At 66.9% G+C, this 14,025-nt stretch carries 13 protein-coding genes; 3 read left to right on the top strand and 10 right to left on the bottom strand.

Annotation, left to right across the window (positions count from 1 at the left end; genetic code table 11):
• Window positions 1–6: 6 nt before the first annotated feature.
• The 8 genes from QTH87_RS14935 to QTH87_RS14900 all read right to left on the bottom strand — a co-directional run bounded on the left by QTH87_RS14935 (window position 7) and on the right by QTH87_RS14900 (window position 8,296).
• Window positions 7–1,194, bottom strand: a complete 1,188-nt coding sequence (locus tag QTH87_RS14935) for a dihydrodipicolinate synthase family protein (RefSeq protein WP_286610099.1) — start codon at window positions 1,192–1,194, stop codon at window positions 7–9.
• 10 nt (window positions 1,195–1,204) lie between these two features.
• A complete protein-coding gene (locus tag QTH87_RS14930; RefSeq protein WP_286610097.1) occupies window positions 1,205–2,368 on the bottom strand; it encodes a Gfo/Idh/MocA family protein in 1,164 nt (387 codons plus the stop codon).
• A 24-nt stretch (window positions 2,369–2,392) separates the two neighbouring features.
• Complete coding sequence (locus tag QTH87_RS14925; protein WP_286610096.1) at window positions 2,393–3,367, bottom strand: tripartite tricarboxylate transporter substrate binding protein; 975 nt, start codon at window positions 3,365–3,367, stop codon at window positions 2,393–2,395.
• Window positions 3,368–3,407: 40 nt separating this feature from the next.
• Window positions 3,408–4,856 (bottom strand): enolase-like domain-containing protein, encoded by a 1,449-nt coding sequence (locus tag QTH87_RS14920; RefSeq protein ID WP_286610094.1) that lies wholly within the window; start codon window positions 4,854–4,856, stop codon window positions 3,408–3,410.
• 10 nt (window positions 4,857–4,866) lie between these two features.
• A complete protein-coding gene (locus QTH87_RS14915) occupies window positions 4,867–5,652 on the bottom strand; it encodes an ABC transporter ATP-binding protein (RefSeq protein ID WP_286610092.1) in 786 nt (261 codons plus the stop codon).
• Between the two features lie 40 nt (window positions 5,653–5,692).
• Window positions 5,693–6,697, bottom strand: a complete 1,005-nt coding sequence (locus QTH87_RS14910) for an ABC transporter substrate-binding protein (RefSeq protein ID WP_286610091.1) — start codon at window positions 6,695–6,697, stop codon at window positions 5,693–5,695.
• Between the two features lie 34 nt (window positions 6,698–6,731).
• Window positions 6,732–7,505, bottom strand: a complete 774-nt coding sequence (locus QTH87_RS14905; protein WP_286610089.1) for an ABC transporter permease — start codon at window positions 7,503–7,505, stop codon at window positions 6,732–6,734.
• Window positions 7,506–7,648: 143 nt separating this feature from the next.
• The gene (locus QTH87_RS14900) at window positions 7,649–8,296 is read right to left on the bottom strand and encodes a TetR/AcrR family transcriptional regulator (protein WP_286610087.1); all 648 of its coding nucleotides are present in this window, start codon (window positions 8,294–8,296) and stop codon (window positions 7,649–7,651) included.
• Window positions 8,297–8,392: 96 nt separating this feature from the next.
• Between QTH87_RS14900 and QTH87_RS14895 the strand changes: the two genes are divergently transcribed.
• On the top strand, window positions 8,393–10,114 hold the full coding sequence (locus QTH87_RS14895; protein ID WP_286610085.1) for a thiamine pyrophosphate-binding protein: 1,722 nt from the start codon (window positions 8,393–8,395) through the stop codon (window positions 10,112–10,114).
• Between the two features lie 63 nt (window positions 10,115–10,177).
• Here QTH87_RS14895 and QTH87_RS14890 read toward each other — a convergent pair whose 3' ends face one another.
• Window positions 10,178–10,606, bottom strand: coding sequence for an SWIB/MDM2 domain-containing protein (locus tag QTH87_RS14890; RefSeq protein WP_286610083.1), 429 nt, complete (start codon window positions 10,604–10,606; stop codon window positions 10,178–10,180).
• Window positions 10,607–10,739: 133 nt separating this feature from the next.
• Window positions 10,740–11,729 (bottom strand): DMT family transporter, encoded by a 990-nt coding sequence (locus QTH87_RS14885; protein ID WP_286610080.1) that lies wholly within the window; start codon window positions 11,727–11,729, stop codon window positions 10,740–10,742.
• A 32-nt stretch (window positions 11,730–11,761) separates the two neighbouring features.
• Between QTH87_RS14885 and QTH87_RS14880 the strand changes: the two genes are divergently transcribed.
• Both QTH87_RS14880 and aceA read left to right on the top strand, forming a co-directional pair.
• Window positions 11,762–12,184 (top strand): gamma-glutamylcyclotransferase family protein, encoded by a 423-nt coding sequence (locus QTH87_RS14880; protein ID WP_353506150.1) that lies wholly within the window; start codon window positions 11,762–11,764, stop codon window positions 12,182–12,184.
• A gap of 235 nt (window positions 12,185–12,419) precedes the next feature.
• Window positions 12,420–13,751, top strand: a complete 1,332-nt coding sequence (gene aceA / locus QTH87_RS14875) for an isocitrate lyase (protein ID WP_286610079.1) — start codon at window positions 12,420–12,422, stop codon at window positions 13,749–13,751.
• Window positions 13,752–14,025 lie beyond the last annotated feature (274 nt).

Genomic DNA, 14,025 nt, shown 5'->3' with positions numbered 1-14,025 from the left:
CGGGCTTCAGCCTTCGACGCCGTGCAGGGCGAGCAGGGTCTTCATGCGCGCGAGCGCGAGTTCCGGCTGCTCGAGCAGATTCGCCGCATCGGCAAGTCGGAACAGCTCCGCCAGGTGCTGCAGCGAACGCGTGCTCTGCTGGCCGCCGACCATCGTGAAATGGCTCTGGTGGCCGTTGAGCCACGCCATGAAGACCACGCCGGTCTTGTAGAAGCGCGTCGGCGCCGCAAAGATGTGGCGCGACAGCGGCACGGTCGGGCCGAGGATCGCGTGGAACCGGTCGACGTTGCCCTGAGCGAGTTCGCCCAGCGCGGCGCTCGCGGCTGGCGCGATGGCGTCGAAGATGCCCAGCAGCGCATCGCTCTGGCCGTGCGTCTTCTCGCTGCCGTGGCCGTCGCCGGCGATCAGCTCGGCATAGTTGAAATCGTCGCCCGTGTACATGCGCACGCCCGGCGGCAGGCGGCGGCGCATCGCGATCTCGCGGTCCTTGTCGAGCAGCGAGATCTTGATGCCGTCGACCTTGTCCGGATGCGCCGCGATGACGCCGAGCGCGGTGTCCATCGCGCGGCCCACATCGGCGCTGCCCCAGTAGCCCGCGAGCGCGGGATCGAACATCTCGCCCAGCCAGTGCAGCACCACGGGCTGCCTGGCCTGGCTCAGGATGCGGTCGTAGACCCGCTCGTAGTCGGACGGGCCCTTGGCGACGCGCGCCAGCGCACGGCTGGCCATCACGATCAGCTTGCCCCCGAGCGCCTCGATCGCGGCCATCTGTTCCTCGTAGCCGCGGATCACGTCGGCGACGTTCTTCACCGCATCGAGGTCGAGATGGTCGGTGCCGCAGCCCGAGGCCACGAGCGCGCCGGGCACGTCCTTCGCGGCATCGAGCGAGCGGCGGATCAGTTCGAGCGAGGTCGGCCAGTCGAGGCCCATGCCGCGCTGCGCCGTGTCCATGGCCTCGGCCACGCCGAGGCCCAGCGACCAGAGATGGCGGCGGTAGCCGATGGTGGCATCCCAGTCGACCGCGGACTGCAGCCAGGGATCGACCGCGGCCAGCGGGTCGGCCACCACGTGGGCGGCCGAGTAGGCAATGCGGTTGAACCGGGTGCCGGCCGCGGGCCGCACGGGAATGCTGCCGCGCAGCGTGTAGGGCGCGAGTGCGCCCCCGGCGACGGGAAGGATGATCGAGAGCGCCATCGTCGTCCCCTCAGATCTTCAGCTCGGGCACGTCGACCCAGCGCCGGTCCTTCCAGCTCTCGAGCGCGGTCTCGACCAGCTGCACGCCCTTGGCGCCTTCGGGCAGCGTCCACTTGTAGGGTGCGTTCTCGACCACGTGGCGGATGAAGTGTTCCCACTGGATCTTGAAGCCGTTGTCGTAGACCTGCGAATCCGGGATCTCCTGCCACTGGTCGAAGAAGTTCATGGTCTGCTTCTCGTCCGGATTCCACACCGGCCGCGGCGTCGCGACGCGCGACTGCGCACGGCAGGACGACAGGCCGGCAACGGCCGAGCCGTCGGTGCCGTCGACATGGAAGGTCACGAGGTCGTCGCGCCGAACGCGCGTGACCCAGCTCATGTTGATCTGCGCGATCACGGGCTCGCCGTTGTGGCCCTTGAGTTCGCAGGTGGCATAGGCGGCGTCGTCGGCCGTGGCCTCGTAGGGCTTGCCGTCCTCGTCCCAGCGCTTCGGAATGTGGGTGGTGCCCAGGCAGGACACCGACTGCACCTCGCCGAACAGGTTGTCGAGCACGTAGCGCCAGTGGCACATCATGTCGAGGATCATGCCGCCGCCGTCTTCCTTGCGGTAGTTCCACGAGGGGCGCTGGATCGGCTGCAGGTCGCCTTCGAACACCCAGTAGCCGAACTCGAGGCGTACCGACAGCATGCGGCCGAAGAAGCCCGCGCGGCGCAGCATGTCGAGCTTGCGCAGGCCGGGCAGGAAGAGCTTGTCCTGCACCGCGCCGTGCTTGAGGCCCGATCCTTCGGCCAGCCGAGCGATCTCGACCGCCTCGTTGAGGTTGGTGGCGATCGGCTTCTCGCAGTAGACGTGCTTGCCCGCGCGGATGGCCTTGGCCAGCAGCGTCGGACGCATCTGCGTGGTGCCGGCATCGAAGAAGATGGTGTCGTCCTTGTTCTCGAGCGCGAGGTCGACATCGGTGCCCCAGCGCGCGATGCCGTGGGCCTTGGCCAGCGCCTCGATCTTCTCGGCATTGCGGCCGATGAGGATCGGGTCGGGCATCACCTTGTCGCCGTTCGAGAGCGTGACGCCGCCCTGTGCACGGATCGCGACGATCGAGCGGATCAGGTGCTGGTTCATGCCCATGCGTCCGGTGACGCCGTGCATGATGATTCCGAGTCGTTGTTGGGCCATGAGAGTTCTCCGCTGAAAGTGTTGTCAGTTGGTGGGGGCAAGGCCGGCGGCCTTGACCAGGGTGGCGTTGCTCGCGATCTCGTCCTTGATGTAGGCGTCGAACTGAGCGGGCTTGAGGGTCCAGGCGTCGGCGCCGAGCTTCAGGAAGCGTTCCTTGACCTCGGGCGTGGCGAGTGCCTTCACCACCTCGGCGTTGAGGCGATCGACGATCTCGCGCGGGGTCTTGGCCGGCGCCATCATTCCGATCCAGAAATTGAACTCGGAGCCGGGCACACCGGCTTCGGCGGTGGTCGGCACGTCGGGCAATGCGGCCGCGCGCTTGGGCGAACCCACGGCCAGCGCCAGCAGCTGGCCTTCCTTGATCTGCCCGATCACCGGTGCGATCGGCGAGAAGTAGTAGTCCACCCGGCCCGAGAGCACCTCGGTGACCGCATCGGCCGAGCCCTTGAACGGGATGTTGACGGCGTCGATGCCGGCTGCCATCTTGAACTTCTCGGCATTGAGGTGGGTGGCGCTGCCCTGGCCCGCGGAAGCGAAGTTGACGGTGCCGGGCTTGGCCTTGGCGGTGGCGACCAGTTCCTTCAGCGTCTTGATGTTCTTGCTCGGCGAGATCACGAGCGCATTGGGCAGCGACGAGATCGGGGTCACGCCGGCGAAATCGGCCACGGTGTCGAAGGGCAGCTTGGCGAAGGTCGACGGGCTCACCGTGTGCGAGGACGAGTGGATCATGATCGTGTAGCCGTCCGGCGCCGCCGTGGCCACCGCCTGCTGGCCGATGGTGCCGCTGGCGCCCGCGCGGTTGTCGATCACCAGCGTCTGGCCCATGCTCGTGCTCATCTTGTCGGCGATGGCGCGCGCAATGATGTCGGTCGTGCTGCCGGCCGCGAAGGGCACGATCACGCGGATCGGCTTGGTCGGGTAGTTGGCTTCGGCGGCGGCGCCGAAGGCGGTACCGAGGGCGATGAAGGCCAGCAGGGCGGAGCGGCGTTGGATGGGCATGGTTGTCTCGCTTGGGGTTGTGGAAGAAGGGGAGCCGCGCCTACACCAGTGAAGGCGCATGCGCGAGCGGTTGCAGGCTCTCGAGATCGGGCTCGGCAGCGTGCGCAAATCCGGGGCGGTCCAGCGTGCCGAGTTCGATGCGGCCATCGCGGATCGCGAGCCGCGGCCGGTCCGCGCTCGTCTCGTAGAGGTCGGGGTGCGCAGCGGCGAAGGCCTGCTGCTCGGCGGCCGGCGCATCGCCGAAGCCGTCGACGTAGTGGTGGCCGTTGCGCTCGCAGTGGGCGATGCCCAGCAGCGCGGCCAGCGCGAGGTCCTGCTGCACGGCCAGGCCGGCCTGGCAGGTCAGGTCCTCCGCCGACATGAAGCAGCGGTCGGCCGCGTGAGCCGGCGCGAGGTTCCACTGGTCGCAGCGCGCGCGGTTGATCACGGCCTTGTAGAGGCCCTTGCAGCCCTTGCTCGAGACGCCCCGCCAGCCGTGGACGCGGCCTTCGACGAAGGCGCCCAGCGTGCCGTCGGCTTCGTCGAGCAGCAGCGGTGCCGGCGCCTCGGGCGCCAGAGCCGCGAGTGCCGGTGCCATGCTGGCGTCGCGCGGCAGCGGCTGCTCGAGGTAGAGCAGGGCATCGGGCCGCGCCGCCATTCGCGGCAGCGCGCGCAGGCCGGCAAACAGTTCCTGCAGGGCCGGCAGGTCGGCGTACTGCTCGTTGCCGTCGAGGCTGAAGCGGTGGCCTGGCGCAACCGCATCGAGCGCCGCCAGCACCGCATCGAGCCGCGCCAGGTCGGCCGCAGGATTGCCGCCGAGCTTGATCTTGAAGTAGCGGTGGCCGTAGCGCCGCACCACCGAGGGCAGGCTCACCGGCAGGCCCGCAGCGTCGTCGCTGCCGCCCACGAGCAGGTCGAGCATGCCGACCGTATGGCGAGCCTGCACGGAAGTGGCCGGCGCGATCTGCGCGAGCCAGTCATTCCAGTTCCAGCCGTGCAGGTCGGGCGCGAGTGCCGTGTCGCCGAGCCCGACCAGGTTGCGGCGGAACGCGAGCTGCATGGGCAGCCCGAGGCAGCGGCACAGCGCATCGAGCACCGCGCGGTCGAGCAGCGCCTGGCCGAAGCCGGTCGACAGCGCGGTGGCGCCGCGCGCCTCGCCGCGCGCCATCAACGCCGGATAGTGGCGCGCGAACAGCGCGAAGGGCGCGGCCGGTGTGTCGTCGACGTAGGCATCTGCCGCGGCTTCCAGCGCCGACTGCAGGTGCTGCACGTTGTCGGCCTGGCTCCGCTGCGGCCGCTTGTCGAACCAGCGCGGCACCATCAGTTCTGCCGCCCAGCCCTGCGCCGAGCCGTGCGCGCCGCAATCCACGGTGGCGCGCACGAAGACCTGCGGGCAGCGCGTGATCGTCACCGCGCCGAACTTGAACGGCAGCCGCAGCGTCATCGCGCGCACGCCGAAATCGACGGCGCGAACGCGCACGGGCACGGCGGTGGACGAAGCAGTGGTCAAGGGCAGGAGCTCAGTGGGCGTCGAGGTGGCCCTGCGCGAAGAAATGGGCGCGCAGGGTGCGCGCATAGGCGGCGAAACGCTCGCTGCCCATGACGTCGAGCGCCCGCGGGCGCGGCAGGTCGATGTCGTAGATGGCGGCGATCGAGCCCGGCCGCTCGCTCATCACGATCACGCGGTCCGAAAGGAAGATCGCCTCCGGGATGCTGTGCGTGATCAGCATCACGGTCTTCTTCGAGGCCAGCCAGATGCGCTGCAGCTCGAGGTTCATCTTCTCGCGCGTCATCGCGTCGAGCGCGCCGAAGGGCTCGTCCATCAGCAGCACCGCGGGGTCGTGCAGCAGTGCGCGGCAGATCGACGCGCGCTGCTGCATGCCGCCCGAGAGCTGCCACGGATACTTGTTCTCGAAGCCCTCCAGGCCCGCCATCTTCATCAGGGCGCGGGCGCGCTCGCGCGCAGCGGCCTTGGGCAGGCGGCGGATCTCGGCCTGCAGCAGGATGTTGTCCTCGACGCTGCGCCATGCCAGCAGCACCGCGCTCTGGAACACGATGCCGACATCCTTCTGCGGCCCCGTGATCGGATGGCCCTCGAGCGACAGCGTGCCGCCGCTGATCGGCAGCAGGCCGGCCACCATCTTGAGCAGCGTGCTCTTGCCGCAGCCCGAAGGGCCGATCACCGAGACGAACTCGCCGGCGCGGATCGAGAAGTCGAGCGGCTTGAGCGATTCGACCGGGCCGTCCTTGCTCCGGTAGGTCTTCGACACGCCGCGCGCTTCGATCAGGACATCATCAGTGGACATGGCGGGCAGGAGAAGTTGGAGACGTGCGCAGCAGCGAGCCTCAGTTCGTTGGCAGGAAGTCGAGCGTCACGTAGTCCTCGGCCTTGCCGCGCGTGGCCGGATCCATGCCGCCGTACTGCACCAGCAGGTCGAGCGAGTCGTTGACGTTCTTCATCGCGACGCGGAACGGGCGCTGATTGGCCGTGTCCTTGGTGTGATAGAGCGCCGTGCTCTGCTTCATGCCGACGATCAGCGTGTCGCGCACGCCGGCCTTCGGATTGGCCTTGAGCATCGCGTCGACCGCGGCCGCCGGGTCCTTCTCGGCGGCTTCGGCGGAGCGCGTCGCGGCGCGCATGAAACGCTTCACGAGGTCCGGGTTCTCGGTCAGCAGGTTCTTGTTGGTGATGATCCCGGAGCTGATCTGGTTGACACCCGAGTCGGCGAAGCGGATCGGCGTCACGGGCTTGCCGGTGGCGTCCTGAAGCTTGATGGCCTGGTCCATCACGTAGCCCAGCAGCAGGTCGGCCTGGCCGTTGGTCACGGCGTTGAGCTTGGTCTGGCCGTCGCCCGAGACGATCTTGACCTGGTCCGGCTGGATGTTGTTGACCTTGAGGAACAGCGGCCACATCTGCGACATCGAATCGCCCGGCGTGGTCGCGACCGTCTTGCCGATGATGTCCTTCGGGGTCTTGATGTTCTTCTCGCTGAAGCCCATGACGGACATCGGGCTGACCTGGAACAGCACGCCGGTGGACTTCAGCGGCGCGCCCTTGGCGGCGGCCTTGATCATGGTCGTGACGTCGATGTAGCCGAAGGTCGCCGACTTGGCGGCCACCGCCTGCGCGGTCACGGCCGATCCGCGGCCTTCCTGGATGTCGAGATCGATGCCTTCGTCGGCGAAGAAGCCGCGTTCCTTGCCGAGGAAGAAGGGCGCGTGCTCGCTGTAGAGATACCAATTGAGCATCAGCGTGACCTTGTCCTGCGGCTTGTTCTGCGCCTGGGCGGGTGCCATGGCGAGCACCAGGGCGGCGGCCGAGCCGGCAATGAGCGAGCGAATCATCTTCATGCTTGTCTCCTGTGGAATGTTGTTGCGACGGAACTCACTGGACGTGGCGCTGCGAGGCATGCCACGGAATCATCAGCCGCTCGACCAGGTCGACGACCATGAACAGGATCACGCCGATGCTCGACAGCACCACCAGCGCGGCGAACATCAGCGGCAGGTCGAAGTTGCCGTTGGCCACCTGCAGCACGTAGCCGATGCCCGAGTTGGAGCCGACGAACTCGCCCACCACCGCGCCGACCACGGCCAGCGTGACCGACACCTTGAGGCCGCTGAAGATCGCGGGCAGGGCCTGCGGCAGGCTGATCTTGAAGAAGGTCTGCAGCCGGCTCGCACCCATCGAGCGCGCCAGGTCGAGCATGTCGGGCTCGACCGACTTGAAACCCATCACGGTCGAGACCACCACCGGGAAGAAGCCCAGCAGGAAGGCCGAGATCACCTTCGGAAAGATGCCGAAGCCGAACCACACCACGAACAGCGGCGCGATCGCGACCTTCGGGATGCTCTGCGAGAACACCAGCAGCGGGTAGACGAAGGACTCGACCACGCGCGAGTAGGCGATCACCATCGCGACCGGGATGCCGAAGACGATGGTCAGGCCGAAGCCGCCCAGCGTGGCGAGCGTGGTCTTCCAGCCTTCGAACAGCAGCCGCGGCCATTCGGCGATCAGCATCTTCACCACGTCGAGCGGCGTCGGTATGAGGTAGGGCGGGATGCGAAAGAGCCGGATCACGACATCCCACAGCACCAGCAGCATCACGATGAGCAGGAAGGGCCGAAGCGCAGGCGCGAGCAGGAGGTTGCGAAGCATCGACGTGGAGATTGGGTGGAGCCTTGGAACCGCTGGCGCGCGGGGGAGGGCTGGCGCGCTTCAATTCACCAAAAAGTGAATTACCGATTCTAGGAAGCCGCCCGACCTCCAGTCAACGACCCGCTGCCTAGGAGATACCCCTATCAGCGCAGCACGTAGCCGAGCACCAGGTCGGTCATGTGCGACAGCCGCTGCGCCATGGCCTTGGGGGCGCGTAGGTTGCGCCCGAAGATCGCCGACAGCGTGTCGTTGTTCGACAGGTAGAAGTAGCACAGCGACGCGATCGAGATGTAGAGCTGCACCGGGTCGATCCCGGCACGGAACAGGTCGTCGGCGCGGCCGCGCTCGAGCACGCCGTCGAGCAGCTTCACGAGCGGCGAGTTCATCTCCTGGATTCGCTCCGAGCGCTTCAGGTGCACGGCTCGGTGCAGGTTCTCGCTGTTGAGCAGCGTGATGAACTCGGGATGCTCGAGGTAGTAGTGCCAGGTGAAGGACACCAGCCGCCGGATCGCCTCCACCGGCTCGACCTGGTCGAGATGCAACTGTTGCTCGGCGGCGCGAATGTCTGCATAGGTGCCTTCGAGCACCGCGAGGAAGAGGTCGTCCTTGCTTCCGAAATAGTAGTAGATGAGCCGCTTGTTGAGCCCTGCGCGCTCGGCGATGCTGTCCATGCGCGCGCCTGCCAGGCCGCGCTGCGAGAACTCCACGCGGGCCGAGGCGAGGATCGCGAGTTGCGAGCGGTCGGCGTCGCGAGAGCGCGGTTCCGCTGGCGCGGCGGTGGGAGCTTTCATGAGGGGTGAATTTAACCGGTTGGTGAATTAAGGCAAGCCGACCGTGGGCGCGCGGATAATTCCGCCTCCATCCGAAGCAGCAGAGAGATCGCATCCATGAGTCCATCCCAACCGGCCGGCCATCTGATTGTCGAGTGCCTGATCGCGCAGGGCGTCGAGCTGGCCTTCGGCGTGCCGGGCGAGAGCTTTCTCGCGGTGCTCGACGGCTTCCATGCTCACGGCGACCGCATCCGCTTCATCGTCAACCGCCAGGAGGGCGGTGCCGCCTTCATGGCCGAGGCCCACGGCAAGCTCACGAACCGCCCCGGCGTCTGCTTCGTGACGCGCGGGCCCGGTGCCACCAATGCATCGATCGGCATCCACAACGCGTTCCAGGATTCGACGCCGATGGTGCTTTTCGTCGGCGATGTCGGCAGCGACTTCCGCGACCGCGAGGCCTTCCAGGAGGTCGACTACGCGAGCTTCTTCGGTCCGAGCACCAAGGGCTTCGCCAAGCGCGTCGAGCGCATCGACGACGCCGACCGCATTCCCGAGTACGTGGCGCGGGCCTTCGCGACCGCCGTGAATGGCCGTCCGGGCCCGGTGGTGCTGGTGCTGCCCGAGGACATGCTGCGCAGCACGACGGCCGCTCGGCCGCTCAAGCGCGTCGAGGCCGTGGCCGCCTGGAGCGATCCGGGCTCGCTGCGCACGCTGCGCGAGCTGCTGCTGGCGTCGAGCCGGCCGCTGGTCATCGCGGGCGGCGGCGGCTGGACGCCGCAGTCCGCGCAGGCGCTGCAGCGCTTCGCCGAAAACTGGAAGCTGCCGGTGGCCAACGCCTTCCGCTTCCAGGACACCTTCGACAACCACCATCCGCTCTACGCCGGCGACGTCGGCATCGCCATCAACCCGAAGCTCGCGGCGCGCGTGCGCGAGAGCGACCTGATCCTCGCGATCGGCCCGCGGCTCGGCGAGATGACCACGGGCGGCTACACGCTGCTCGAGGCGCCGAAGGCGAAGCAGACCCTTGTCCACATCCACGCGAGCGCCGAGGAACTCAACCGCGTCTACCAGGCCGACCTGGCGATCAACGCCGGCATGGCCTCGGCCGCGCGCAGCCTCGAGGTGCTGAGCGCGCCACCCGAACTGCCCTGGGAGGACTGGACCGCGGCCGCGCATGCCGACTACCTTGCGAACCTCGAGCCGCAGCCGCTGGCCGGCCTGCCGGCCGAAGCGCCGCGCGGCGCGGTCGACATGCAGGCCGTGGTGGCGCTGCTGCAAAAGCACCTGCCGCCCGAGACCGCAATCACCAACGGCGCCGGCAACTTCGCGAGCTGGGTACACCGCTACTTCCGCTACCACGGCCTTGCCAAGGGCCACAAGACGCAGCTGGCGCCGACCAGCGGCGCGATGGGCTACGGCGTGCCGGCCGGCATCGCGGCGAGCCTCGCGACCGGCCGCATCGCCTTCACGATCGCCGGCGACGGCGACTTCCTCATGAACGGGCAGGAACTCGCGACCGCCGCGCAGCATGGCGGCAAGAGCATCGTGGTGCTGCTCAACAACGGCATGTTCGGCACCATCCGGATGCACCAGGAGCGCGAATACCCGACCAAGGTCAGCGGCACGGCGCTTCGCAATCCGGACTTCTGCGCGCTCGCGCGCGCCTACGGCTATGCGGCCGAGAAGGTGACCGAGACCGCGCAGTTCGAGGCCGCGCTGCTGCGCGCGCTGGCGGCCGAAACGGGCACGCTGATCGAGATCCCGCTCGACCCCGAGATCATCACCACGCGTGGCACCTTGAGCGCGATCACGCGGTCGGCACGCGACAGCGGCCGCTGAAGGCGAAAAAAAAGCCGGCGGCTGCCGGCTTTCTCGAGGCAGGCGCACGAGGCGCCCGCAGGCTCACTTGACGTGCTTGCCGATCAGCGAAGCCAGTTCGAACATCGAGACCTGGGCCTTGCCGAAGATTTCCTTCAGCTTGGCGTCGGCGTTGATGTTGCGCTTGTTGGCCTTGTCCTGAAGGTTGTTCTTCTTGATGTAGTCCCACAGCTTGCTCACGACGGCGGTGCGCGGCAGCGGCGTCGAGCCGACCACGGCGGCGAGTGCCGGGCTGGGGGTCAGGGCCTTCATGAACGCGGCATTCGGCGTGCGCTTCTTGGCCGGAGCGGCCTTCTTCGCGGGCGCAGCCTTCTTGGCCGGAGCGGCAGCCTTCTTGGCGGGCGCGGCCTTCTTCGCCGGAGCAGCCTTCTTTGCCGGAGCAGCCGCCTTCTTGGCCGGAGCGGCCTTCTTCGCGGGAGCTTTCTTGGCCGGAGCCTTCTTTGCAGTTGCCATGGTTGATTTCCTTTTTTGGTTGGACACTTTCACCAATGAAAAGCAGTGTCTCCATCGGCATTGCGGATGCTAAAGGAGAAGAAACGCGTTTCCAAGGGAAAAAGAGACTTTTTCATTGGAGGCTGTTGTTTTTTCAGAGGGGAAAATCATCGCGTTTTCCCTCGGGCGCAGCGCTTCGAGCCGCTCCGGCGTTCCGTTGGGGCCAGGTCGCGAGCACCACGCCGAGCAATGCGAGCGCGAAAGCGACCACCTGCAGGCTCGAAAGACTCTCGCCGAGCACCAGCACGCCGACCATCGCGGCGCTCACCGGCAGCATCACGGTGAACACGCCGGCCTGCGACGCGGCCACGCTCTTCAGGCCGGTCATCCAGAGCCATACCGTCCAGATGCTGGCCGCCATCGCATAGACGAACAGCAGGGCCCAGATGCCGATCGAGACCGCTGCGAAGTCGAAGCGCAGCGCGAACCAGATGCCGAAGGGCGTCGACAGCACGAAGCCCCAGAGGTTGATCAGCGCCGAGATGCGCTTCGGCCCGAGACGCCCGGTGAGCGACTTGCCGATCACCGCGTAGGCGGCCTCGCAGAGCACCGCGCAGAAGACCAGCAGGTTGCCGAGCCAGGCCAGCGAAGCCGTGCCGGCGCCTCCCGAAGCCGCTCCCGCGTGCGCAGCGGACTGCGCGGGTGCGAGTGCCAGCAGGCCGATGCCGAGCGCCGCGCAGCCGATCGCGATGCCGACGCGCGGCGTGATGCGCTCGCGCAGGAAGATCCGGCTGCCGATCGCGACCACCGCAGGGATCGACGCCATGATCACGCCGGCCGAGACCGCGCTCGTGAGGCTGACGCCGAACAGCATGCAGATCGAGAACAGGAAGTTGCCGAGAAAGGATTCGAGGAACACCAGTCCGCGCGTGCGGCTGCTCATCGGTGCTTCCTCGGGCGGCCGCCGCAGCCAGTGCGGCATGGCCAGCGCGGCGATGCCGAAGCGCATCCATGCCAGCAGCAGCACCGGGAAGGCAGCCACCAGCGGCTTCGAGAGGGCGACGTAGCTGCCGACCAGCGACATGCTGAGGGCAAGGCAACCGTAGGCCACGAGGCGGCCCGGTGCGTGGTTGGCGGTGTTCAATAGACTTCGGGCTTCAGAAGGACGACTCGACGATGATGCCCGAAGCCCCTGCCGATGCTGCCGAACCTGCCTCGCTCGCCGACCGCCACGTGTTCGTCTACGGCACGCTGCGCCGCGGCGGCAGCAACGACATCGCGCGCTTCGAGCCGGCTGCCCGGTTCGTCGGCGAGTCCGACGTCGCCGGCACGCTGTGGGATCTCGGCGCCTACCCGGGTGCGCGGCTGGGCGGCGACGAGGGCAGGGTTCGTGGCGAGGTCTATCGCATCGGGCCGCTGCTCGAAGCCCAGCTCGACCGGCTCGAGGAAGTGCGGCCCGACGACACGGGGGAATACGTCAAGCGCGAGGTCGACCTGCGCGTCGGCCACCAGTGGATGCGCTGCCTGGTCTACGAGATACAGGCCGATCGCATCGAAGGGCGCGAACGGATCGCGGGTGGGGACTGGATACGGCGCTGAGCCACGGTTTCACGCGCGAAAAGGCCGCTTCACATGGTGAAATCAATCCCTGCTGCGCCGCAATATTTTTTCTCAATACAAGAAAAATAATTTCGCATTGAGAAAAACGCTCTTAACTTGTTGATTTCATTGGCGCAAAAATATGTCTTCTATAAGACATAAGAGTCTCGCGGACGGCTACAGTTGATTCCACGACGCGACAGCGCCACCCCTCAATCAACCCCCCGGAGTGACCATGCCCCAGACCCTCACCGAACAATTGAGCCGCGAACAGCAGATTGCTGCCCTCGAAAAGGATTGGGCCACCAATCCGCGCTGGAAGGGCGTCAAGCGCGGCTACAGCGCCGCCGACGTGGTGCGCCTGCGCGGCTCGCTGCCGATCGAGCACACGCTGGCTCGCCGCGGTGCCGAGAAGCTGTGGGAAAAGATCAACGGCGGCGCCAAGAAGGGCTACGTCAACGCCTTCGGCGCCATCAGCGCCGGCCAGGCCATGCAGCAGGCCAAGGCGGGCCTCGAGGCCGTGTACCTGTCGGGCTGGCAGGTCGCCGCCGACGGCAACACCTCGGAAACGATGTACCCCGACCAGTCGCTCTACGCCTACGACTCGGTGCCGACCATGGTCCGTCGCATCAACAACACCTTCAAGCGCGCCGATGAGATCCAGTGGGGCCGCGGCATCAACCCGGGCGACAAGGAATTCATCGACTACTTCCTGCCGGTCGTGGCCGATGCAGAAGCCGGCTTCGGCGGCGTGCTGAACGCCTTCGAACTGATGAAGAACATGATCGCCTCGGGCGCTGCCGGCGTTCACTTCGAAGACCAGCTCGCAGCCGTCAAGAAGTGCGGCCACATGGGCGGCAAGGTGCTGGTGCCGACGCAGGAAGCCTGCGAGAAGCTGATCTCGGCACGCTTCGCGGCCGACGTCATGGGCGTCTCGACCATCGTGCTGGCCCGCACCGATGCCGAAGCGGCCAACCTGATCACGTCGGACCACGACGCCAACGACAAGCCCTTCCTCACCGGCGAACGCACCCAGGAAGGCTTCTACCGCGTCAAGAACGGCCTCGAGCAGGCGATCAGCCGCGGCGTCGCCTACGCGCCGTACGCCGACCTCGTGTGGTGCGAAACCGGCGTGCCGGACATCGGCTTCGCGCGTGAATTCGCGCAGGCCGTGCATGCCGCCTGCCCGGGCAAGCTGCTGTCGTACAACTGCTCGCCTTCCTTCAACTGGAAGAAGAACCTCGACGACAAGCAGATCGCCTCGTTCCAGGAAGACTTGTCGGCGCTCGGCTACAAGTACCAGTTCATCACGCTGGCCGGCATTCACATCAACTGGTTCAACACCTTCCAGTTCGCCCACGCCTATGCCAACGGCGAAGGCATGAAGCACTACGTGAACATGGTTCAGGAACCCGAGTTCGCGGCGCGCGAGAAGGGCTACACCTTCGTGTCGCACCAGCAGGAAGTCGGCGCCGGCTACTTCGACGACGTGACCACCGTCATCCAGGGCGGCTCGTCCAGCGTCAAGGCACTGACCGGTTCGACCGAAGAAGAACAGTTCCACTAAGCCTTCGGGTTCGGTTTCTTCGATTCATGTCCCTGCGCGTGATGACGCGCGGGGATTTTTTTCGTCCGATACAATCGAGAGCTCAGTCTCAGCACCCACAAGAGCGAGAAAGGCACCCTGGTTATGACACCGCGAACTACACCGTTCACCACGAACGGCCGCTTCCCCGAAGGAAGAGGCCGGTAGACCGCGCACGCCGGAACATTTCCGGTACACGAACCAGAGCCAAGCGCGGTCCACGACCGCGCTTTTTTGTTTTCTCGACGAGGTTTCC

The organism is Variovorax jilinensis (assembly GCF_030316885.1).
In the GTDB taxonomy this organism is placed as follows: domain Bacteria; phylum Pseudomonadota; class Gammaproteobacteria; order Burkholderiales; family Burkholderiaceae_C; genus Variovorax; species Variovorax jilinensis.
The sequence above is the reverse complement of the archived record's forward strand: the minus strand, read 5'-3'. Positions and strand labels throughout refer to the sequence as shown.

Excerpts from the sequence above, each read along its gene's own strand:
- QTH87_RS14890 (WP_286610083.1), bottom strand. The coding sequence starts at position 10,606 with ATGGCAACTGCAAAGAAGGCTCCGGCCAAGAAAGCTCCCGCGAAGAAG.
- QTH87_RS14910 (WP_286610091.1), bottom strand. The coding sequence starts at position 6,697 with ATGAAGATGATTCGCTCGCTCATTGCCGGCTCGGCCGCCGCCCTGGTG.
- QTH87_RS14905 (WP_286610089.1), bottom strand. The coding sequence starts at position 7,505 with ATGCTTCGCAACCTCCTGCTCGCGCCTGCGCTTCGGCCCTTCCTGCTC.
- QTH87_RS14925 (WP_286610096.1), bottom strand. The coding sequence starts at position 3,367 with ATGCCCATCCAACGCCGCTCCGCCCTGCTGGCCTTCATCGCCCTCGGT.
- QTH87_RS14895 (WP_286610085.1), top strand. The coding sequence starts at position 8,393 with ATGAGTCCATCCCAACCGGCCGGCCATCTGATTGTCGAGTGCCTGATC.
- QTH87_RS14915 (WP_286610092.1), bottom strand. The coding sequence starts at position 5,652 with ATGTCCACTGATGATGTCCTGATCGAAGCGCGCGGCGTGTCGAAGACC.
- QTH87_RS14930 (WP_286610097.1), bottom strand. The coding sequence starts at position 2,368 with ATGGCCCAACAACGACTCGGAATCATCATGCACGGCGTCACCGGACGC.
- QTH87_RS14935 (WP_286610099.1), bottom strand. The coding sequence starts at position 1,194 with ATGGCGCTCTCGATCATCCTTCCCGTCGCCGGGGGCGCACTCGCGCCC.
- QTH87_RS14880 (WP_353506150.1), top strand. The coding sequence starts at position 11,762 with ATGATGCCCGAAGCCCCTGCCGATGCTGCCGAACCTGCCTCGCTCGCC.
- aceA (WP_286610079.1), top strand. The coding sequence starts at position 12,420 with ATGCCCCAGACCCTCACCGAACAATTGAGCCGCGAACAGCAGATTGCT.
- QTH87_RS14900 (WP_286610087.1), bottom strand. The coding sequence starts at position 8,296 with ATGAAAGCTCCCACCGCCGCGCCAGCGGAACCGCGCTCTCGCGACGCC.